Below are 19,341 nucleotides of genomic sequence, written 5' to 3'. Positions count from 1 at the left end.
CCCCAATGGTAGTCTGTATAGCGCAGAAGGGATAAATCTCCCATTTACCCGCCCCACCGTATATTTGCCCCCTTGAAAAGTGAATCTATGGAATACAACAGAATTGTAGCCGTTACCGGTTTGCCCGGTTTGTTCGAGATCCTGAGCAGCAAGAATGACGGCGCCCTGGTGCGTTCGCTTGCCGATAACACCACCAAATTTGTTACTTCCCGCGTGCACAACATGTCGCACCTGGAAAGCATTGAAGTATATACCATCCGCGAAAACGTGAACCTGGCCGAAGTATTCCAGGCTATGCAAGCGAGCGGTGAAGCCCTGCCCAACGTAAAAGACAACGCTGCGCTGAAGGCTTATTTCCAGAAAGTATTCCCTGACCTGGACTTTGAGCGTGTGTACGCCAGCGACATGAAGAAAATGGTTAAATGGTTTGAAGTACTGGGCGAAGCCAAGGTTGAGATCAAGGCTGTTGCTGCTGAAGAAGAAGCCATTGAAACCGAAAACGTAGTAGAGCCCGTAGCCGTGGTAGCAGAAACGCCTGCCGAGGAAAAGCCCAAGGCCAAGCGTGCCCCCCGGAAGAAGAAAACGGAAGAAGACAATACCGAAGAAGCTTAATTGCTTTTTGCTGTGGCATGATACTGAGGAGTGATGTAAATCACTCCTTTTTTGTTGCCGTCCCCCAAAGCATTCTTTCTGTACCTAGGTGTTCTTCGTGTCTTAGTGGCATGTTTCCCCTAACTAGCACTGTCTTTGATATAGCCATAAACCCAAAAGAAGAATCTATGACCTATACAGCCGATATTCAAAAGATTCCCCGCAAGTTTTTGCCCACCGACTTTACCGTTACCGACTGGCCCACACTGGAACCCTATTTCCAAGACCTGCTGAACCGCGAACTGGATTCGCCCGAAGCAATGCAGCAGTGGCTGCAGGATATGAGCGAACTGGAAGCCGTAATTGGCGAGGACGCTGCCTGGCGCCAGATCCGCATGACCTGCGATACCGAGAATAAAGAACTGGAGGAAGCCTTTACCTATTTTGTAATGGAAATCCAGCCGCACATGCAGCCGCTGTTCGACAAGCTGAACCGCAAGCTGGTGGACAATCCTTTCACCGCCCAGCTCACCGGGCCCGAATACCAGATCTACCTGCGTTCGGTAAAAAAGAGCATCCAGCTGTTCCGGGAGGAAAACATCCCACTGCAGTCGGAAATCGCCGTGCAGGCACAGCAGTTTGGCGTGATCTCGGGCAAAATGACCGTTGAAGTGGATGGTAAGGAATATACCTTGCAACAGGCCGCCAAGTTTTTGGAAAACCTCGACCGCAACCTGCGCGAACAGGTGTACCGCAAAATCCAGGAGCGCCGCCTCCAGGATAAAGAGCAGCTCACGGAGTTGTTCAACACCCTGCTGGAAAAGCGCACCCAGGTAGCTAAAAATGCAGGCTTTGAAAACTACCGCGACTACAAGTTCGTGGAGTTGGGCCGGTTTGATTATACCAAGGAAGACTGTTTCCAGTTCCACGAAGCGGTAAAGACCCATGTGGTGCCGCTGGTTGATTTTATTTACGACCGCAAGCGCCAGAAGCTGGGCCTCGAAGCCCTGCGTCCCTGGGACGTGGACGCGGAGCCGGCAGGTGTGCAGCCTCTACGCCCATTTAAAACCGGCGAGGAGCTGACCCAAAAGACCATCGATTGCTTCCGCAGGATGAATCCCTTCTTTGCGCAATGCCTGGAAAAGATGAAGGCCATGGGCCGCCTCGACCTCGACAGCCGTATGGGCAAGGCACCCGGCGGTTACAACTGTCCCCTGCCCGAAACCGGTGCGCCGTTCATTTTTATGAATGCTGCCGGACAAATGCACGATGTAACCACCATGGTACACGAAGGTGGTCATGCCATCCATTCCTTCCTGGCGCACCCCTTGTCGCTGACAGCCTTTAAGGAATACCCCATGGAAATTGCCGAAGTGGCTTCCATGACCATGGAGTTGTTCAGCATGGATTACTGGGATAGCTTCTTCGACAATGAAGACGACCTGCGCCGCGCCAAGGAGCACCAGCTGGAGCGGGTACTCACCATCTTCCCCTGGATCGCTACCATCGATAAGTTTCAGCACTGGATTTACGAACATCCACAGCACACCGAAGAAGAGCGTGCCGAAACCTGGCGCAGCATCCTCAACGAGTTCAGTTCCATCGCCATGGACCTGAGCGGGCTGGAAGGCTACCGCCGCTACAGTTGGCAGCGCCAGCTGCACCTGTACGAAGTGCCGTTTTATTACATTGAATACGGCATTGCACAGCTGGGCGCCATCGGCTTGTGGAAACAGTACAAGGAAAACAAGGAGCAGGCAGTACAGAATTATGTGAACGCCCTCAGCCTGGGCGGCACCCGTACCCTGCCCGAACTGTATGCTGCTGCCGGTTTGAAGTTCGACTTCTCCCCCGATCACATTAGCGAGCTGATGTTGTTTGTTCAAAAGGAAATGGAAGCCATTTCCCGTCCGCCGGAAAGTACACCGGTGGGTAATGCATAAAAAAGAACCGGCCTTAGTGCCGGTTTTTCTTTTTAGAACCACGGAGACAGAGCGGCGCGGAACAAACTACATTATCAAAAAGAACCAAATCAGACCACGGACAACAGACTACGGACGACAAGTGGTCCGTGGTCTGTGGTCCGTGGTTTCAACCTCCCGTGCTCCTCCCTGTCGTAACTGTCTCCGTGGTTCCAATCCCTACTCCAGGTTAAACCCACCCAGGTTCTTAAAATGCCCGTTGAGCTTTACTTTTTCTTTTAGCAGCTCCATTTCGGCAATCATGGGTATGACCTTGGTGAGGTGGCGCTTCAGGTACTCCTGCCGCTGACGCTCATCCATCAGGTTGAGCAGTTCGTATTCTTCCTGCAACGAAAGACCGATGTGGTGGGCGATATCGTACACCTGCAGCTCTTCGTCTTTTTTAGAAAACTCCTTGTCTACATTGAGCAGCTTGTGCAACTCGCGGATGCTGGCAACCAGCCGGCGCATTACTTCCGGGTTGCCGCGCTCCTGGTTGTCCGGGTAGGTAACAATGGCGCCGCTGTACAACTTGTCCGGAACCTCCTTGATTACTTCCAAAATGCGAAAGACCTTATCACCCTTGGTTTTGATGTCCATCTCCCCGTTTTCATACACTTTGCTGATTTCTGTGATGGAAATAAGGGTACCAAAATCCTGCAGCTTATTGTCGATCACGGAAGGGATGCCAAAGAGCTTCTTTTGCTGAAAACATTCGGTGATCAGTTGCTTATAACGGGGCTCAAAAATGTGCAGGTTCAGGCTTTCGCCCGGGTAAACCACTATGCCTAAGGGAAATATCGGGATGAAATTGGTCATAACAGCATGCCCATGCAAATATGGTGCAAGGTGAAGTTAAGGGTTAGTCCAGGTTTAGCAGGAAGCCAAACCGCCTGGTTAACCTTACCCATATCCTCCATTTTTATTACCTACCCTTATCCTGTAAATACGGTGGTTTGGGATTGAAGCGCAACGCATCCCAGGTGCTTTGCCACACCACGCGGATGAATGGCCAGCGGGCATCTTTTCTTTTAGCCACAATCAAAAAGGGGTAGAGCAAAAAACGTTTGGCCGCATTGCGTAGGAAGGAACTATAGCTTTTATAGTTGCGGCGGATATACAGTTCGTTGCGCAGGCCATAGCGGTACTTCCAAATATTGCTGGGAGCGTCCACAAAGAGGTCGCTACGGTAGTTGCTGGGTGTTTTGTGCCAAACCACGCTGTTTGCTACCAGCCCGCCGGCAAAGCCTGCGCGGTGCAGCCGCCAGGTATACTCCTGGTCGTCGGCCCAGATGAACATCTCGGTTACCGGCAACCCGGCCTTTTCATAAGCTTCCCGCGATATCAACAAGGAAACAAAAGTGGCATTGATGATGGGCAGGATGCCATTTTGCCGGTACCACTCCTGGGATTGTTTTCCCTTAAAACCCGCATCTGCAAAAGGCAGGTTCATGAGGTGGGGGCTGCCATCGTTCCAAAGTGCTTTACTCACAAAATAACCAAACGGGTCGCCGGCACTGCGGGTGGCCGCAATGGCCTGTACCAGTTTTGCCAGTGCATCGGGCTGCGGAATGGTATCGTCGTCCATGATCCATACCCAATCGGCGCCGGATGCATGTGCTTTGCGGATGCCGCTGCTCACGCCGCCGGCCGCGCCCTGGTTGGGCTGGGTAATGACCTCCAGCCCTTGCTGCGCCGCCAGCCATTCCGCAGTGCCGTCGGTAGAACTATTGTCCACCACGATGATCTGTGTTGGAACAAGGGTTTGACACAACAAAGCCCCGATGCATTCCTGCAGCAGGGCTTTGCGGTTATAAGTAACAACAATTGCGGAAATATGCATCCTCAGCTTTGCACCAAATCTACACCCAATTCCTGTTTGGCTTTTACAAAAGCCGAACCGATCACCTGGTGCATATCGTAATAACGGTACTCGGCAAGGCGGCCGCCAAACAGCACGTTTGTTTCCTGGGCAGCCAGTTCCTGGTACTGCTTCATGCGGCGGGTATTTTCCTCATCGTTGATGGGATAGTAAGCTTCCTTGCCCTTGGTCCAGGTATCGGGGTACTCGCGGGTGATGATGGTGTGGGGTTGTTTACCAAACTCAAAGTGCTTGTGCTCGATGATGCGGGTAAACGGAACATGGGCCTCAGTATAGTTTACCACGGCATTACCCTGGTAGTTTTCTACTTCATGCGTTTCGTGTTCAAAGCGGAGGCTTCGGTATTCCAGTTCGCCAAACTGGAAATTGTAAAACTCATCCAGCGGACCCGTAAACACCACGCGGTCGGCAAGGCCATCGAAATAGGCGCGGTCGCTGAAGTAATCCGTGTCCAGCCTTACCTCGGTGCCTTCCAGCATGCCCTCGGTGATCTTGTTGTAGCCACCAATAGGTATACCCTGGTACTTGTCGTTGAAATAGTTATTGTCGAAGGTAAACCGAACGGGCAGTCGCTTGATGATAAAGGCCGGCAATTCGGTAGCCTTGCGGCCCCACTGCTTCTCTGTATAACCCTTGATCAGCTTTTCGTAAATATCGGTGCCCACCAGTGTCAGGGCCTGCTCTTCCAGGTTCTGCGGCTCGGTGATGTTGAGCGAAGCGATCTGCTCGGCGATTTTGGCTTGCGCCTGCTCCGGGGTGGTAACACCCCACAGCTGGTAAAAGGTGTTCATATTGAAGGGCAGGTTGTAGAGCTTGCCTTCGTGCAGGGCTACGGGGCTGTTGGTGTAGCGGTTGAACTCGGTAAAGGAGTTGACAAAATCCCAGATGGGCTTGTCGTTGGTATGGAAAATATGGGCGCCGTACACGTGTACGTTGATGCCGCCCTGGTTTTCGCAGAAAGTATTGCCGCCAATATGGTTGCGCCGGTCGATGACCAGGCATTTTTTACCTGCTTTACGGGCCAGGTGTGCGAAAGTGGCGCCAAAGAGGCCCGCGCCAACAATCAGATAATCAAATTCAGCCATCAGGTTTGTTATGTAAGGTGATCTAATATTATGTGAGCGGGAAGCCCTGCTCCCTTAATTTCGCCGGAGGCCGGCGCGCCGGTAAGCTTATCAATTCGCATACCAGCACTCTTTGCCATTTGAACCATGTTACCCATCTCCCTTTTACCCCAAATTGAGCAGGGCGATTTCCGCAGTTTGGCCAGGGCTATTACCCTGGTGGAAAACGGTTTTCCCGGCTACGAGGACCTGCTGGCTGCCCTTACCCGCCGCAGCGGGGTGAAAATCATTGGCATCACCGGCCCTCCCGGTGCGGGTAAAAGTACCCTTACTGATGGAATAATCCGCTATTTGTTAGGGGAAGGTAGCAAGGTGGCGGTGCTCTGCGTGGACCCCTCCTCGCCTTTTAACCTGGGCGCCGTACTGGGCGACCGCATCCGGATGAGCGAATGGTATACCCACCCTAAGGTGTTCATCCGTTCGCTGGCTACCCGTGGCGCCATGGGCGGACTGCATCCCAAGATCATAGAAATCAGCGAGTTGGTAAAAAGCGCTGGGTTTGACTATATACTGGTGGAAACCGTAGGTGTAGGGCAGAGCGAGGTGGAGATTGCCGGTCTTGCCGACACTACCGCCGTGGTGCTGGTGCCCGAAGCGGGCGACGAGGTGCAAACCATGAAGGCGGGCCTGATGGAGATTGCCGATGTTTTTGTGGTCAACAAGGCCGACCGGCCCGGTGCCGACCGCTTTGTGCGCCACCTGCAGCAGATGCTGGCACCTGCTTTTCAACGGCACCAACGGCAGCTGCCTATTCTTAAAACGGTGGCTGCCACCGGCGAGGGACTGCCCGAGCTGGTAAAAGTATTGCAGCACACCGCCGAGGCAGATAACGGCTCGGAGCGGCACCTGTGGCTGCTTGCAGAAAAAGCCTGGCACTTGGTACAGCAGGCCCGGATGCGTAACTTGCCCCGCGAAACCGTTTTGGCGCAATTAAAAAAAGCAGTTGCCAAGCCCGACTTTAACCTGTATCGTTTTGCTCAATCCTTAACTGCATGAACAGCAACTGCAGCCTGCTCATTACTACTTACAACTGGCCACAGGCATTGCACCTGTGCCTGTTGAGCGTGCTGCAACAAACGGTACTGCCTTCCGAAATCCTTATTGCCGATGACGGCTCAGGCCCCGAAACCCGGATGCTGATTGATGCCTTCAACGAATACAGCCCCATACCGCTGGTGCATGTGTGGCAGCCCGATGAAGGTTTCCGGCTGGCCCGCATCCGCAACAGGGCCATCGCAAGGGCCACTCATCCCTACATCATCCAGGTTGACGGCGACCTGATCCTGCATCCCCGTTTTATTGAAGACCACCTCCAACTGCGGGAGCCTGGTTATTTCATTACCGGCAGCCGTGTGCTGCTGAACAATGCAACAACCCAGTCCCTGCTCACCCACCAGTCTATTGATGTAAACGGCCATCACCAGGGCAGCAAGAACTTCTGGAATAAACTCCGCAATGGCGCCCTCCGCGATTTTTTGGCCAAACGCTACAAAACCAGCGGCCGCAACCTGTACTATATCAAAGGCTGCAATATGGCCTACTGGCGCAAGGATATGCTACAGGTAAACGGCTACAATGAAGCCTTTACCAGCTGGGGTTTGGAGGACAGTGAACTAGCCGTCCGGCTGATTAATATCGGGCTCAATAAAAAGTTTTTGAAAATGGGCGGTATCACCTACCACCTCTTCCATCCCCTGCTCAGCCGCGACCAGGAATGCCGCAACCGCCAGATCGTAAAAGAAACCCTGGTACAGCAAAAAACCTTTGTGCCGGCGGGCATCAACCAATACCTGTAGGTAATGGGCTAATTAGCTAATGTGATAATGTGCCAAAGGAGGCAAGGTTTTAAACCGTTGAAACGGTTTATTGTATCACCCTCTTGTTCTTTTAACCCACGGTTGAAACCGTGGCCTAAGGAAATAGGTACAAGCTGTAATGGGCAGTACGCATTCAGGCTTCAATAGCAAATTGTCCACTCCATTTGCATTCCTTTGCGCCCTCTGCTCCTCCGCGACTTTTGCGTTAAATAAAACTCTTTTTTTATAGCTTCTGCCCAAGCCTCCATACTTCGATATCCCAATACCTCAATATTTCAATATCTCCTCCTTACTGCACCTTCCCAAACATCTTCAGGCAAAACAGCCAGTTTCTAAGCCGGGTTCGTTTTTTTACCGCCAGCAACAATCCCTGGTACCGGGAAAAAAGGGTCATTCTTTTCCAGTTGCTGGCAAAGCGGAAATCCTGGTAGCTGGCTGCCAGCCGCCCAAGTACCTTTTTCTCAAAAGGCAGTGACTCTGGACAGGCTTGGTAAAAAGCTGCCATCCGTTGGCGGGCTTTTGCAGCCTGTTCTGCTTTGGCTATTCTCTTTCGGTTGGCCCTACTATTTTCGCCAACAGCGCCAACAGCATTATGCGCATGCTGCCGGTAATGCACCAGCACCTCGGGCAGGTAGGCAATGCCCCCATGTAGCGTGGCGTGAAAACAAATCCACCAGTCGTGGGGCAGCATGCCGGGAAAAGGCAGGGCTTTGTCCAGCAACTCGCTCCTGAAAAGGGTGGCATGGCCGTAGATGCGGCACACCACCGCCTGCTGCAGGCAGGAGTACAGCGGCTGGTAATGGCCCCGCTGCGAAGTACGAACACCGGTTGATTCCAGCGCCGCGTTGCAAATAGCCGAATCGGCATGCACCAGGGCGTGGTTGCCTATAGCTGCCTGCAGGTGCTCCAGTTTTTGCGGGAGCCAATAATCATCCTGGTCGCAGAGGGCGATAAAATACCCGGAAGCCTTGCGGCAGGCTTGGTCAAAGTTTTGGATATATCCCAGGTTCTGCTCGTTGCGCGTTACCTGCATATTGGGATGCCGCGCGGCATATTGTTGCAGCAGCGCCCAGGTACCATCGGTGCTGGCATCGTCGCTTGCAATTACCTCGATATTGGAATAGGTTTGGGCAAAGATGGCGTCAAGCTGTGTGGCCAGGAAGCGCTCCCCGTTGTAGGTGGCCAATACCACGGAGATCAGGGGAGGCGTAACAGGGGGGTGCATCACAGCTGTTTGAGGGGTTCTTGATTACCTTTGGCCATCAGGGCTGTTCACAAATGAGCCACACAGGGTACGCCGGTGGCCGCAAGTAACAAAAACTAAGACAAATAAGCACAACCAGCCTTTCTATTAACCTATTGAACCCAATGCCAGTATCCACCCACCTGCAAGTATCTGTAGTAATGTGTACTTATAATGGCGCCACTTATCTGGCAGAGCAGCTCCTTTCCATTCTGCGGCAAAGCTGGCCCATTTACGAGTTGGTGGTGGTAGATGACGCCTCCACCGACGCTACTTTTTCCATACTGGAAGCATTTGCACAACAGCATGCCTGCATCCGCCTTTTCCGCAACCAGCAGCAATTGGGTTACAATAAAAATTTTGAGCGGGCCCTCACCCTGGCCACCGGCGAGGTGCTGGCGATTGCTGACCAGGACGATATCTGGCACCCCCAAAAGATTGAACGCATGTTGCAGGCATGGCCTGAGGGTAGCCCGCTTATTTATTGCGACTCCATCCGTTTTTGGGGCGAAGTGCCCAAAAAGCCCAGGCCCGGCCACCTCATGAACCGGGTGTGGGGTACCGACCCGCGCCCACTGGCTATTTACAATACCGTTTGCGGACATGCGTTGATCCTGCGCCGCAGCCTGCTTTCGCTGGCACTGCCTTTCGACAAGGATATTTATTACGATTGGTGGCTTGCCCTGGTGGCAACCTGCAATGGCGGGGTTACTTATTTTCCGGAAATACTGGTGTACCAGCGCCAGCACCAGCACAACGCCAGCCTGCCCCTGAATGTAACGAAGGCTGCAGCCTATGCGCGGGACCGCAAAATGATCCTGCACAACCTGTCGCGGTTTGTTGATACACCCAATATAAAAGAGGAAGACCGGAAGTTTTTTGAGCGCCTGCGGCAACTCTGGCAGCAATCGATGGAGGGGAAAAGCGGGCCTGCGCTACTGGCTTTCCTGCTGCGTTACCGCTCGCATATCTATGCCAGTAAAAAAAGAAAGCTGGCGATATTTTCCCAGCTGAAGCGCAGCCTGCGCTATGCTTTTGTAAAAGGTTGATGTAACAGAAGGTTTAGGAAACAGTTCCTGTTTCCAGTTCATCTTTGCTTTTGAACCAGCGCCAGGCAATAACGCCTACGATGGCCAGGGGCGCAAAGGCCAGGTACAAAATACCCGTGTTCAGACCACGGGCGGGCGTTTCGCCGAGCTGGGCAGCCGTTCTGGTACAAATAGAGCATTGCGCATCGGCGGCGAACCCTATCACCAGTACCAGGGCCAGCAGCATCAGGACTTTCTTCATCACAAAGCTTTTTGCAAAAGTAAAGGATCGGCTTTCGCCAAATCGTTAAAGAAACAAATAGGGAGCGGCTAAGTTGGAGGATTGTGCTGCAAAAAAGGAAGTCAGCTCGAATGCATATGTAAAGGCTGGGCGGTATCCGAAGCCCTTGGGCTTAAACTTCAATAGCCGCCGGTGCAACCGGCGGTTAGGTGTGTTGGGGAAAGAGCAATCAACCCCGTCGGGGTTGAACTTACTACGAGTTCGGTATTCAACCCCTCTGGGGTTGCTCATCAAACACCTATAGCTTCCGCCCCTCCGCCGGTTGCACCGGCGACTATTAGGATTGGAGCCCAGAGGCTCCTTTATAGTTTGGCTCCATATCAGGCCTTAGGGTTTCGCAGCCTGCAGGCCTTTACCCTGCTCCAGCAGCCGCAGTTGTTTGTATTTGCGAAAGGTATAACCCGCATGAGCGATGGCAATTTGCCAGCCCGCTTTTTTATCGCGCCAGCCGCCCCGCACCAGGTAGTGTTTTACAAAGGCAAACACCGGCGACAGGTACATTTTATATGCAGCAGCATGCTTGCCGCTTTCGCGGTATTTGAGGGCTGCCAGGTCGGCGTATTTATCCAGTTTTTGCTGGTACACTTCGATGTTGGGCGCAGTATAATGATGCAGCCAGCCCTTTACTTTTTGAACCACAACACCGGGTGGCAGCAGCAGGTTTTCGTGTACCGGCGTTTCATCCCAGCGAACGGCGTTTCGGTTAAACAAGCGGGTGGTCCAGTCGTTGCTCCATTCGCCGTAAAATACAGGCTGCCCATTGAGGTAGTTCAGCCGCTTGAGGCGGTAAACGGTATTTGAATTGGAAAGGTCCAGTTGATTGATCGCAGTCACCAGCTCGGGGCTCAGCTCTTCGTCGGAGTCGAGGCTCAGGATCCAGTCGTGGCGGGCTTCGCTGTTGCCCCTGTTTTTGTTGGTGCCATAACCCTGCCAGCCCATTTCCACCAGGCGGCCACCTGCCCCGCGCACCAGCTCCAGGGTGCCGTCGGTGCTGCCGCTGTCTACCACCACCACATCACCGGTAAGCAGTTGTGCCGACCGGATGGTTTTTTGGATGGTAGCCGCCGCATTGAGGCTGATGATGACAACAGAAATGGGTTGCGCCATGCCATAAAAGTAAGCCCGCCTTCCCTATGTAAGTACAAGATTTTTGGATTGGCCTATGTTTGCAACCCAACGAAAACAGCAGGCATGTCGCAACGATTGCTCCTTTACAGCGTATTTCACAAACCGGCACCCATGCCGCAGGCACCCTATGTGGTGCCTATACAAGTGGGTGCTGCCGGGGCGCAAATGGGACTGGGCATGCTTACCGATGCAACAGGCGATCATATCTCCGGACTCAATCCTTATTGGAGCGAACTCACTGCCCTGTACTGGATCTGGAAAAACGCGGACCGCAGTGCCGCCGATGCCTGGGGGCTTTGTCATTACCGGCGCTATTTTTCCCTGCCCCAAAAAAAGCTGCTCTTTTTACCACGCAGCCGATCGTATTATGCCCTGAACCAGCGAAGCCTGGATGCTGTAGTAACCACCGAATTGTATAGCTGGCTACAGGGTCGGCTGCAAACCCACGATGTGGTGGTGCAACAACCTACCTGGGCGCATAAGAAAGGCGGCAAAACATACAGCATTGCAGCAGCTTATGCCCTGCAACACAATCAGCGGGATTGGGACCGCACCATGGATTTAATCCGGCAGCTCTTCCCGGAATACGATGCCAGCATCAAAGCATTTGAACAGGAAAACCGGCTTTCCTATTACAATATGATGGTGGCCCGCTGGCCCGTATGGGACGGCTACCTGGAATGGCTGTTCCGCATCCTGTTTGCACTTAGGGACGAGTTGGGCGATACCGCCGCTCCCCGCCTTTATGGCTATCTTTCCGAAAGACTGATGAACCTGTACCTCCGGCACAACGGTTTGCGTGCCGCTTATTCCACTATAGCTTTACTGGAGCGATAACCCATGCATCTTCTATATCTCACATTTGGTAAAAAGTTTTCGGTTCACCTGGAGGTGGCTTTTTCCATCTATTCCTTTTTAGGACAGGCCTCCGTTCGCTCCATCCATATCATTACCGATACACCTGAATACTATAAGCATTTTCAAAACAAAGTGCGGGTGCTGACCATCGACAATGCCACATTGAAAGATTGGGAAGGTCCTCACCAGTTTTTTTGGCGGGTAAAGATCAAAGCCATCCAGCAGCTATGCGCCGAATTTGCCGGTGAGCCGGTCGTTTATTTGGATGGCGACACTTTTTTATACCAACCTACAACAACCCTTTTGCAAAAACTTCAGGCTGGCCAGGCCCTGATGCATGAAAACGAAGGAGCGCTGGCAACAGCCCGCACCAAAACCGAGCAGCGGATGTGGCAACAAGTGCAGGGAAAAAGTTTTGCCGGTTTCCCACTACCACAGGATGCCGCCATGTGGAATGCAGGGGTGGTAGCCGTGCCCAATACTACCAAAGGTGCGGAATGCGCCTTCGCCCTCCAGCTTTGCGACGAGCTATGCGACCAGGGCGTTACCCGCAGGCTGGTAGAGCAGTTCTCGCTTTCGGTTGCACTGCAGCGTTATTATGGATTAGAACCTGCCGCTCCTTTTATTGCACACTACTGGAGCAATAAGGCAGCCTGGGATGAACGCATCAACCAGTTTTTTACTGTTGGTTTTTTCCGGCACTACGACATGCAGGCGATGCAGGAGCATATGGCGCAATTTGACTTTACCGCCCTGCCCGTAAAAGTGATTCAAAAAAATACCGGCTTGCGCCTGCACCGGCTGGTGGACAAATGGTTTCCTAACAGGGAAACGGTGTTTATTGAAAAAGGGAGTTGAGGGAGGTTGCCGGTTGCCAGTTGCCGGGATTTGAGGCAGTGCAACAAATAAATTGAATGATACACATAAATAAAGCAGCCCCATGGCTGCTTTATTTATTATGTAAAAGTTTTCATCAACTAGAACTGACCGCTAAGCTCCGTAAGTATTTTCTGAAGCTCAATAACCTTTCACCTCCTGCAGCTTGAAGCTTGTAGCCAGCAGCTTGCAGCTAGTAGCTAATCGCTAACAGCCAGCAACGCTTCCTCCTCACACATAAATCGCCGCCCTTGCAGCCTGGCTCTTGGTGCGGGCCAAGAGTTGCTCTACATACTGGGCGCAGAGTTGCTGCGGGTTGTATTGTGCAAACTCTGTTGCCAGCTTTGATACATTCTTTTTGTAGCTCCGGTCGTTGAGTACATGCAGCACGGCGGCACGCACCTGTGCGGGTATGGGTGTTTCAGTTTTCAGGTTTACACCCAGTTTGAAATAACCTACGCGGGCACAGATCTCGTTTTTGCCTTCATTAACACCGGCTACCACCAGCGGCAGCTTGTGCTGTATGCCCAGCAGGGTACCGCCATAACCGCCGTTGGTTACATACACATCGCAGTGCGGCATGATGTCGGCAAAAGGAATAAAGTCTTCGATGATCACATTTGTTTGCGGGTAACGCCTGCGCAGTTCCTCGGTTTGGTTGCCTGCGGTGGTTACCACCACCAGGTGGTCGGTGTCTTTGAAGGCTTCCAGCGTGGGCACGATCAGTTTCTCCACATCGGCTTCGGCAGTGCCTTGGGTGCAGAGGATCACTTTGCGGTACTGGTGCAGGCGGGCATCGGTCCAGGGTTTGCGCGCCTTGCGCGAAGGTGCGGGCAGCAGGGGCCCGATGAATCGCACCTTGGGATTGAGGTCGCTGCGCTGGTACTCGAAACCCGGTGTGCCGCTTTGGAGGATCAGGGTGCTTTTGCGGTACAGGGTATCGAAGAGGTTGCCATCGCGCTGCAGCCCTTCGGCGCCCAGCAGTTCGTCCAGCACTTTCATGGGTTTGCGCAGCAGCACCTTGTCGGCAAACCAGCGCAGGAAGTTTTGCTTTAGCCTGCCTGCCCAAGAGTTGCTGGGTGTCATACCCAGGCCCATGGGCGCCAGGTCGCGGGAGGTTTCGGCAATGGGAATGATACCGATGGAGATCACCGGGATCTTCATCTTTTCCTTGATCAGGGGTATGGCGGTAAAGCTCATATCGGCAATCACCAGGTCGAAGGGAAACTGCTGGTGGATTTCCTGCACATCGGCATAAAAGCCGGGCATGCGGCGGATAAAGAAATGCTCCAGGTCGAAGCAGAGGCGCGGCACCCCGCTCTTTGTGTGTTGCCGCTGGGGGAAATACTCGTTGAGGTTGTCGGCGGTAACATCCAACGCATGTTTTTGCGGGAAATAGCGGATATCCATGTCGCGCACTTTGGCTTCGAAGGCGCTACCCACATACCAGCCTATTTCATAGCCCAGCTCTTTGAGGTGAAGCGCCAGCCCGGTAAGTGGATTGAAATGGCCATCGGCGGCCAGCGAGGCAAACAAAATGCGGGTGCCCGCAAAAAGTGTAGGGTTAAGGGTGAATGAGTACATAAACAATGAGTTTTGGAACTGCAAGACTAATGTGTACGTACTACAAATAAAAGGAGTGGAGGGATGAATGGTGGTTTGCGGCGATGGTATGGCAAAAAATGATCATGAGTTGAATGGCCTTTCGCATAAATACAGTGCTAAAGGCGCAAGCTTTAACGGGATGCTGCTCCCGAGGTTTCGGGTGGTGCCGTCATCAGCTCGGGGTGCGTTTCGTTCTGGTTCAATCCATCACAGCGGGTGTTGAAGTTGGCCTGGATATGACTTTGCAAGCATTGGGCCCGCAAACCAGAAAAGGGGTGGGTACGAAAAAAGTCCTCCACCTGGCTGTAGCGATTCTCGTTGCTGGCCATTTCTTTCCAGAAAGCTACCGTTGAACAAAGCTCCTGGCCCAGCCGGTGGGTCAGCTCCACGCCGTAGTAATCGGCTTCCAGTTCGTTGCGCTGGTTGAAGGAGGCAGTGAGCAGCTTGGTGATTTGCAGTACCGTACCGGCATTGGCTTCGCCAAAAATATTGGTGGTCAGCTGCAGCTCCTGGATGGTTTTGCGGATATGTCCTTCTTCCGAATGGCCTATTTCGTGACCGATAATGGCATAAAGCAGGGACTTGCTGCCCCCGGTTTTCCGCAGCATGGCCTTGGTTACATAAATGCGGCCGCCGAAGGTGAAGGCGTTGATGGCCGTATCATCGAGCGGGTAAATGAAGTATTGTATGTTGGAAGGCGCAGGCCGCACCTTCAGCAGGTCGGCGAGGGCAGCATCCAATTGTCCCTGCAGGCGCGGGTCTTTGAGCAGCTTGAAGGCTTTCTCCTGCTCCACCATCTGTTTGTGGAAAGCGGCACCGTACTCACTCTGCACTTCATCGGTAATGCGCTTCTCGCTTACCGCAATATCGCGGATCACATCGCCGGCCTTGCCCAGCGTGCGGCCAATGCGGTTGCCGCCAACAGCGCTGTCGAGGCAGGCAAAAGAGTAGTTCTTTTTGTCCACTACCGGTTTGTCGGCATCGCCTGATTTGGGGAAATATTGCTCGATTTGCTGGCAGGAAAAAAGCAGGACAGCGCACAACAGGAGGCAAATACGGTTCATGGGGGTAAATGTGCAAAGTTGCAGCCAAAGGGCAAAAAGGCGATTGAACCACGGAGGCAGGGAGGACGGAAAACAGTTGCCAGTTGCAGGTTGCCAGTACCGTTTGGTGCGGAACCACTTTATTGAACAAAAAAGATATTACAGGAAAAAGAGGAGTGCAAGGATTCGGTAAGGCCACATTTAAAAACCAGTGTACCTCCCTGTGCTCCCTGTCTCTGTGGTTCAAAACCCTAGGACTCCACCGCAAAGAAATCCTTACTCCAAAGCCGCACATAATACCTTATCAGCAGGGCAAAGGTGAGTAAAGCCAGTACATAGAACACCCCATTGTACCACTGGAAGGATTTGCCAAACAGGGCCAGCTTGAAGTAAAAACCGGCAGTAACGATAAAAAACATCCACATCAGGCCCATGCCAAATGAGTTGAGAATCTTTACAAAGTATTTTTTAACCTCAGGATCCATAACACAGGTTTTTAACTGATAGATACAGGCAGTTGAACGGGGGTGCGGAGTAAAGTAAAAAAGGAAAAACAAACAATACCCGGATAAGTTGCTGCCCCAAATGCCGGCTCGCCTTTGCAGGAACGGCTTTTTTCCTGTCCTATTGCTTTGTGATGTCCGACCCTTTGGTTCCTTTATTTAAGGTACCAATAACTCACGGAACTCCACCGAGTCGCCATTGAATACATTGAAATCTACTTTGGAGCGAATGCCGTTTACCCTGCCCTTTTCGCTGTGCTGCCACAACACCCAGTTGCGGGTGATGCGGGGCTGGTGCGCCTCCAAGTAGTGGGCCACCCAAAGGGGGTAGTCGTCGAAGTGATCCTTGAGGTAGCGTTTGTAAAAATCTACATTGGTATAAATGATGGGCTTTACGCCGGTCTCAGCTTCCAGTGTTTCCAAGAAGGCCTTTACCTCTTTGCGCAGCTGGGGCGCCACCACGCCGTTGGTGGTTTCGATGTCCAGCACCGGCGGCAGGTCGCCGCTTTCCAGCTTTACCTGTTTGAGGAAGTTGCGGGCCTGCTTTTCGCCATCGCGGGTAGCAATAAAGAAATGATAGGCGCCCCGCACCAGGCCGGCTTCGCGGCTCTTCTGCCAGTTGCGTTTAAAGCTGGGGTCCACGCGGGTAGCTCCTTCGGTAGCCTTGATCACGGCAAAGGAAAGCTTGATGTCCTCCACCTGCATCCCGCTTACCGCCTCCCAGTTGATGCGTTGCTGGTAGCGCGATACATCAATGCCATGAATGGAATAGTTGGCGGGCAGGGCAATGCCAAACTTTTCGTAGCGTACAAACTCGAGGTCGCGGGTGCTGCGCCATTTAAAAAAGATCCAGGCAAGCACGCCAAGCGCCAGCAGGGCCATGAACCCGGCAAAGAGGGGAACGACACGGGATTGTTTGCGCTTTTTGGGAGGCATGGAGCAGGGCAGTCGGGGGAGTTAAAAGTTCAAAGTGAAAAGTGTTTGAGGCAGTAACGCAGTTACCGCCTTTTCATTTTACCCTTAACGTCCTTTCGACTCGTTGATGCGCTCCTGGTGCGCTTCCTCCAGCAGGTAGTCCTTGCGTTTGAGCTCGAAGTTGCGGCCCAAGTACAGGCGTTTTACCTGGTCGTCGGCGGCCAGTTCCTCGGCGCTGCCATGTTTGAAGATCTTGCCTTCGATGAGCAGGTAGGCGCGGTCGCAAATGGAGAGGGTTTCCGTTACGTTGTGGTCGGTGATGAGGATACCGATATTCTTGTATTTCAGTTTGGCTACAATGGCCTGGATATCTTCCACCGCAATGGGGTCGATACCGGCAAAGGGTTCATCCAGCAGGATAAACTTGGGGTCTACGGCAAGGGCACGGGCAATTTCGGTACGGCGGCGTTCGCCACCACTCAGCACATCACCGGGACTTTTGCGTACATGGTGGAGGCGGAACTCGTCGAGCAGGGCCTCCAGTTTATCCTTTTGCTCGGCCTTCGAAAGCTTAGTCATTTCCAGCACCGCCTTGATGTTTTCCTCCACGCTCAGTTTGCGGAAGATGGAGGCTTCCTGCGGCAGGTAGCCGATGCCCATCTGTGCCCGTTTGTACATGGGCAGGGGCGTGATGTTCACGTCGTCGAGAAACACTTCGCCTTCATCGGGTTTGATGAGGCCTACCGTCATGTAGAAGGTGGTGGTTTTGCCGGCACCGTTGGGACCCAGCAGGCCCACGATCTCGCCCTGCTTTACTTCGATGGAAACATTGTTGACCACCGTGCGGTTGCGGTAGCGTTTTACAAGTTCGGTAGTGTGAATGGTAGTGGACAAAGGGAAAAAGCTTTGCGCAAAAGTAAGCCAATTGGGGCTGCGGGCGGGAACACGGCTCTTTACAAAACGGTAAAAGTGTTTTGAAAAGGTTCTCACAGATGGCACGGATGTTTTTAGAAAGTAAAAGTTATTGATCCCAACTTATCTGTGCCATCTGTGTTATCTGTGAGCAAATTCGTTCTGCAAACTAAATGGTTTGCTGTAACCAGGGAAGTTGTTTCAAAAAGACAATCAAAGCAAAATGATCTGTGTGCAACCGGCGCTCTTGTGTCGTTTACTTTGAACGAAACACTAACAACTACAGCACTGCCATTTACCACATAGCCCGTACTTTTGCCCCCAATTAACAACAAGCCCGGGTGCAACAACGGTAAACCCACTGTCTCTTGCAACCCATAAACCTGTATCAACAAATACTACCGTGAAAGTAATCGACCACCTGCGGCAGGCCAAAGACACTTTGGTATCCTTTGAAGTACTGCCCCCGCTGAAAGGTAAAGGCATCAATGCCCTTTGGGATCACCTCGATCCGCTGATGGGGTTCAATCCTTCTTTTATCAATGTTACCTATCACCGCTCGGAAAGCATGTTCAAGCGCCGCAACGATGGCGTGTTTGAAAAGGTGGAAGTGCGTAAGCGCCCCGGTACGGTTGGTATTTGCGCGGCCATCATGAACCGCTACAAGGTAGATGCGGTACCCCACCTCATTTGCGGTGGCTTTACCCGCCAGGAAACAGAAGACGCCCTGATCGACCTTGCTTTCCTCGGTATCGACAACGTGCTGGTACTGCGCGGCGACGCACCCAAGAACGAAACCTCCTTTGAACCCGAGCCCGGTGGCAACCGCTATGCTACCGAACTGATGCAGCAGGTAATCCGGATGAACAACGGGCACTACCTGGAAGAAGACCTGAAGAACGCGGTAAAAACCGATTTCTGTATTGGTGTGGCGGCCTACCCCGAGAAGCATTTTGAGGCACCCAACCTCCGCACCGATATCGCCCACCTGAAAACAAAGGTGGACGGCGGCGCCGAGTATGCCGTGACGCAGATGTTTTTCGACAACAGTAAGTATTTCCAATACGTACAGGCCTGTAAGGATGCCGGTGTAAACGTACCCATCATTCCCGGCCTGAAACCTATTACCTCCAAAAAGCAGCTCACCATCATCCCCCGCACCTTCCACGTGGACATACCGGAGGATCTTGCATCCGCCATCATGGCCTGTTCCACCGATGCACAGGTAGAGCAGGTGGGTACGGAGTGGCTGCTGCAACAGAGCCGCGAGCTGAAGCAGGCCGGCGTGCCCGTGCTGCATTACTACACTTTGGGCAAGCCCCAGGTGGTGGCAAATGTGGTGAAGCAGGTGTTTTAAAACCAACAGCCCACCCCCTGTCCTCCTGAAGGGGGAACTTAGGTCAAACATACTTTTAATAACAGCGCCGCTCTGATGTAGAGCGGCGCTGTTATTTTCTATGATACACAAAAGGTATGTTTATTTGATTTCGGGATGGGAACACGGATTGAACGGATAAAACGGATATCTGTTTCCATCTGTTCTATCCCTTCCAT

Annotated in this window: 19 protein-coding genes; 8 read left to right on the top strand and 11 right to left on the bottom strand. The window is 52.7% G+C overall.

Going from position 1 to position 19,341, the window contains the following annotated elements:
* Nucleotides 1-87 precede the first annotated feature (87 nt).
* Nucleotides 88-612: a DUF5606 family protein gene (locus tag BUE76_RS02560; RefSeq protein ID WP_073046571.1), complete on the top strand. Its 525-nt coding sequence runs from the start codon at nt 88-90 to the stop codon at nt 610-612.
* A gap of 167 nt (nt 613-779) precedes the next feature.
* Entirely contained in the window at nt 780-2,534 is a 1,755-nt protein-coding gene (locus tag BUE76_RS02555; RefSeq protein ID WP_073046574.1) for a M3 family oligoendopeptidase, read from the top strand.
* Nucleotides 2,535-2,732: 198 nt separating this feature from the next.
* Here BUE76_RS02555 and BUE76_RS02550 read toward each other — a convergent pair whose 3' ends face one another.
* From BUE76_RS02550 to glf, 3 genes are all read right to left on the bottom strand, one after another.
* Nucleotides 2,733-3,371, bottom strand: coding sequence for an LON peptidase substrate-binding domain-containing protein (locus BUE76_RS02550; protein ID WP_073046577.1), 639 nt, complete (start codon nt 3,369-3,371; stop codon nt 2,733-2,735).
* Between the two features lie 106 nt (nt 3,372-3,477).
* Nucleotides 3,478-4,395 carry a glycosyltransferase family 2 protein gene (locus BUE76_RS02545; protein ID WP_073046580.1) on the bottom strand — a complete coding sequence of 306 codons (918 nt, stop codon included), beginning with the start codon at nt 4,393-4,395 and terminating at the stop codon, nt 3,478-3,480.
* Nucleotides 4,396-4,397: 2 nt separating this feature from the next.
* Complete coding sequence (gene glf, locus BUE76_RS02540; protein WP_073046583.1) at nt 4,398-5,519, bottom strand: UDP-galactopyranose mutase; 1,122 nt, start codon at nt 5,517-5,519, stop codon at nt 4,398-4,400.
* A 126-nt stretch (nt 5,520-5,645) separates the two neighbouring features.
* Between glf and meaB the strand changes: the two genes are divergently transcribed.
* Together meaB and BUE76_RS02530 are read left to right on the top strand one after the other, a co-directional pair.
* Nucleotides 5,646-6,554 (top strand): methylmalonyl Co-A mutase-associated GTPase MeaB, encoded by a 909-nt coding sequence (meaB, locus tag BUE76_RS02535; RefSeq protein WP_073046586.1) that lies wholly within the window; start codon nt 5,646-5,648, stop codon nt 6,552-6,554.
* Complete coding sequence (locus BUE76_RS02530; RefSeq protein ID WP_073046587.1) at nt 6,551-7,354, top strand: glycosyltransferase family 2 protein; 804 nt, start codon at nt 6,551-6,553, stop codon at nt 7,352-7,354. The genes meaB and BUE76_RS02530 overlap by 4 nt, the downstream gene beginning before the upstream one ends.
* A gap of 310 nt (nt 7,355-7,664) precedes the next feature.
* Here the strand turns inward: BUE76_RS02530 and BUE76_RS02525 are convergent, their stop codons facing one another.
* Nucleotides 7,665-8,600 carry a glycosyltransferase family 2 protein gene (locus BUE76_RS02525; protein ID WP_073046590.1) on the bottom strand — a complete coding sequence of 312 codons (936 nt, stop codon included), beginning with the start codon at nt 8,598-8,600 and terminating at the stop codon, nt 7,665-7,667.
* Between the two features lie 143 nt (nt 8,601-8,743).
* Between BUE76_RS02525 and BUE76_RS02520 the strand changes: the two genes are divergently transcribed.
* A complete protein-coding gene (locus BUE76_RS02520; RefSeq protein ID WP_073046593.1) occupies nt 8,744-9,667 on the top strand; it encodes a glycosyltransferase in 924 nt (307 codons plus the stop codon).
* A gap of 13 nt (nt 9,668-9,680) precedes the next feature.
* On the opposite strand, the gene BUE76_RS02515 is transcribed toward BUE76_RS02520, so the two are convergent.
* Complete coding sequence (locus BUE76_RS02515; RefSeq protein WP_073046596.1) at nt 9,681-9,908, bottom strand: hypothetical protein; 228 nt, start codon at nt 9,906-9,908, stop codon at nt 9,681-9,683.
* Between the two features lie 366 nt (nt 9,909-10,274).
* Nucleotides 10,275-11,054, bottom strand: a complete 780-nt coding sequence (locus tag BUE76_RS02510) for a glycosyltransferase family 2 protein (protein ID WP_073046599.1) — start codon at nt 11,052-11,054, stop codon at nt 10,275-10,277.
* Nucleotides 11,055-11,138: 84 nt separating this feature from the next.
* Between BUE76_RS02510 and BUE76_RS02505 the strand changes: the two genes are divergently transcribed.
* Together BUE76_RS02505 and BUE76_RS02500 are read left to right on the top strand one after the other, a co-directional pair.
* Nucleotides 11,139-11,912: a DUF4422 domain-containing protein gene (locus BUE76_RS02505; protein WP_073046602.1), complete on the top strand. Its 774-nt coding sequence runs from the start codon at nt 11,139-11,141 to the stop codon at nt 11,910-11,912.
* Between the two features lie 3 nt (nt 11,913-11,915).
* Nucleotides 11,916-12,791, top strand: coding sequence for a hypothetical protein (locus BUE76_RS02500; protein WP_073046605.1), 876 nt, complete (start codon nt 11,916-11,918; stop codon nt 12,789-12,791).
* A 249-nt stretch (nt 12,792-13,040) separates the two neighbouring features.
* Here the strand turns inward: BUE76_RS02500 and BUE76_RS02495 are convergent, their stop codons facing one another.
* The 5 genes from BUE76_RS02495 to lptB all read right to left on the bottom strand — a co-directional run bounded on the left by BUE76_RS02495 (nt 13,041) and on the right by lptB (nt 17,865).
* Nucleotides 13,041-14,393 (bottom strand): glycosyltransferase, encoded by a 1,353-nt coding sequence (locus tag BUE76_RS02495; protein WP_073046608.1) that lies wholly within the window; start codon nt 14,391-14,393, stop codon nt 13,041-13,043.
* Nucleotides 14,394-14,545: 152 nt separating this feature from the next.
* Complete coding sequence (locus BUE76_RS02490; protein WP_073046611.1) at nt 14,546-15,478, bottom strand: M48 family metallopeptidase; 933 nt, start codon at nt 15,476-15,478, stop codon at nt 14,546-14,548.
* A 230-nt stretch (nt 15,479-15,708) separates the two neighbouring features.
* Complete coding sequence (locus BUE76_RS02485) at nt 15,709-15,942, bottom strand: hypothetical protein (protein WP_073046614.1); 234 nt, start codon at nt 15,940-15,942, stop codon at nt 15,709-15,711.
* Nucleotides 15,943-16,119: 177 nt separating this feature from the next.
* Entirely contained in the window at nt 16,120-16,896 is a 777-nt protein-coding gene (locus BUE76_RS02480) for a glycoside hydrolase family 25 protein (protein WP_073046617.1), read from the bottom strand.
* Between the two features lie 84 nt (nt 16,897-16,980).
* Entirely contained in the window at nt 16,981-17,865 is an 885-nt protein-coding gene (gene lptB / locus BUE76_RS02475; RefSeq protein WP_245798411.1) for an LPS export ABC transporter ATP-binding protein, read from the bottom strand.
* 325 nt (nt 17,866-18,190) lie between these two features.
* Between lptB and metF the strand changes: the two genes are divergently transcribed.
* A complete protein-coding gene (gene metF, locus BUE76_RS02470; protein ID WP_073046619.1) occupies nt 18,191-19,144 on the top strand; it encodes a methylenetetrahydrofolate reductase [NAD(P)H] in 954 nt (317 codons plus the stop codon).
* The last annotated feature ends 197 nt before the right edge of the window (nt 19,145-19,341 follow it).

The organism is Cnuella takakiae (assembly GCF_001953305.1).
GTDB lineage: Bacteria > Bacteroidota > Bacteroidia > Chitinophagales > Chitinophagaceae > Flavisolibacter > Flavisolibacter takakiae.
The sequence above is the reverse complement of the archived record's forward strand: the minus strand, read 5'-3'. Positions and strand labels throughout refer to the sequence as shown.

Bases quoted from the DNA above. Each gene is read 5' to 3' on its own strand.
- BUE76_RS02560 (WP_073046571.1), top strand. From the start codon at position 88: ATGGAATACAACAGAATTGTAGCCGTTACCGGTTTGCCCGGTTTGTTC.
- BUE76_RS02555 (WP_073046574.1), top strand. From the start codon at position 780: ATGACCTATACAGCCGATATTCAAAAGATTCCCCGCAAGTTTTTGCCC.
- BUE76_RS02550 (WP_073046577.1), bottom strand. From the start codon at position 3,371: ATGACCAATTTCATCCCGATATTTCCCTTAGGCATAGTGGTTTACCCG.
- BUE76_RS02545 (WP_073046580.1), bottom strand. From the start codon at position 4,395: ATGCATATTTCCGCAATTGTTGTTACTTATAACCGCAAAGCCCTGCTG.
- glf (WP_073046583.1), bottom strand. From the start codon at position 5,519: ATGGCTGAATTTGATTATCTGATTGTTGGCGCGGGCCTCTTTGGCGCC.
- meaB (WP_073046586.1), top strand. From the start codon at position 5,646: ATGTTACCCATCTCCCTTTTACCCCAAATTGAGCAGGGCGATTTCCGC.
- BUE76_RS02530 (WP_073046587.1), top strand. From the start codon at position 6,551: ATGAACAGCAACTGCAGCCTGCTCATTACTACTTACAACTGGCCACAG.
- BUE76_RS02525 (WP_073046590.1), bottom strand. From the start codon at position 8,600: ATGCACCCCCCTGTTACGCCTCCCCTGATCTCCGTGGTATTGGCCACC.
- BUE76_RS02520 (WP_073046593.1), top strand. From the start codon at position 8,744: ATGCCAGTATCCACCCACCTGCAAGTATCTGTAGTAATGTGTACTTAT.
- BUE76_RS02515 (WP_073046596.1), bottom strand. From the start codon at position 9,908: ATGAAGAAAGTCCTGATGCTGCTGGCCCTGGTACTGGTGATAGGGTTC.
- BUE76_RS02510 (WP_073046599.1), bottom strand. From the start codon at position 11,054: ATGGCGCAACCCATTTCTGTTGTCATCATCAGCCTCAATGCGGCGGCT.
- BUE76_RS02505 (WP_073046602.1), top strand. From the start codon at position 11,139: ATGTCGCAACGATTGCTCCTTTACAGCGTATTTCACAAACCGGCACCC.
- BUE76_RS02500 (WP_073046605.1), top strand. From the start codon at position 11,916: ATGCATCTTCTATATCTCACATTTGGTAAAAAGTTTTCGGTTCACCTG.
- BUE76_RS02495 (WP_073046608.1), bottom strand. From the start codon at position 14,393: ATGTACTCATTCACCCTTAACCCTACACTTTTTGCGGGCACCCGCATT.
- BUE76_RS02490 (WP_073046611.1), bottom strand. From the start codon at position 15,478: ATGAACCGTATTTGCCTCCTGTTGTGCGCTGTCCTGCTTTTTTCCTGC.
- BUE76_RS02485 (WP_073046614.1), bottom strand. From the start codon at position 15,942: ATGGATCCTGAGGTTAAAAAATACTTTGTAAAGATTCTCAACTCATTT.
- BUE76_RS02480 (WP_073046617.1), bottom strand. From the start codon at position 16,896: ATGCCTCCCAAAAAGCGCAAACAATCCCGTGTCGTTCCCCTCTTTGCC.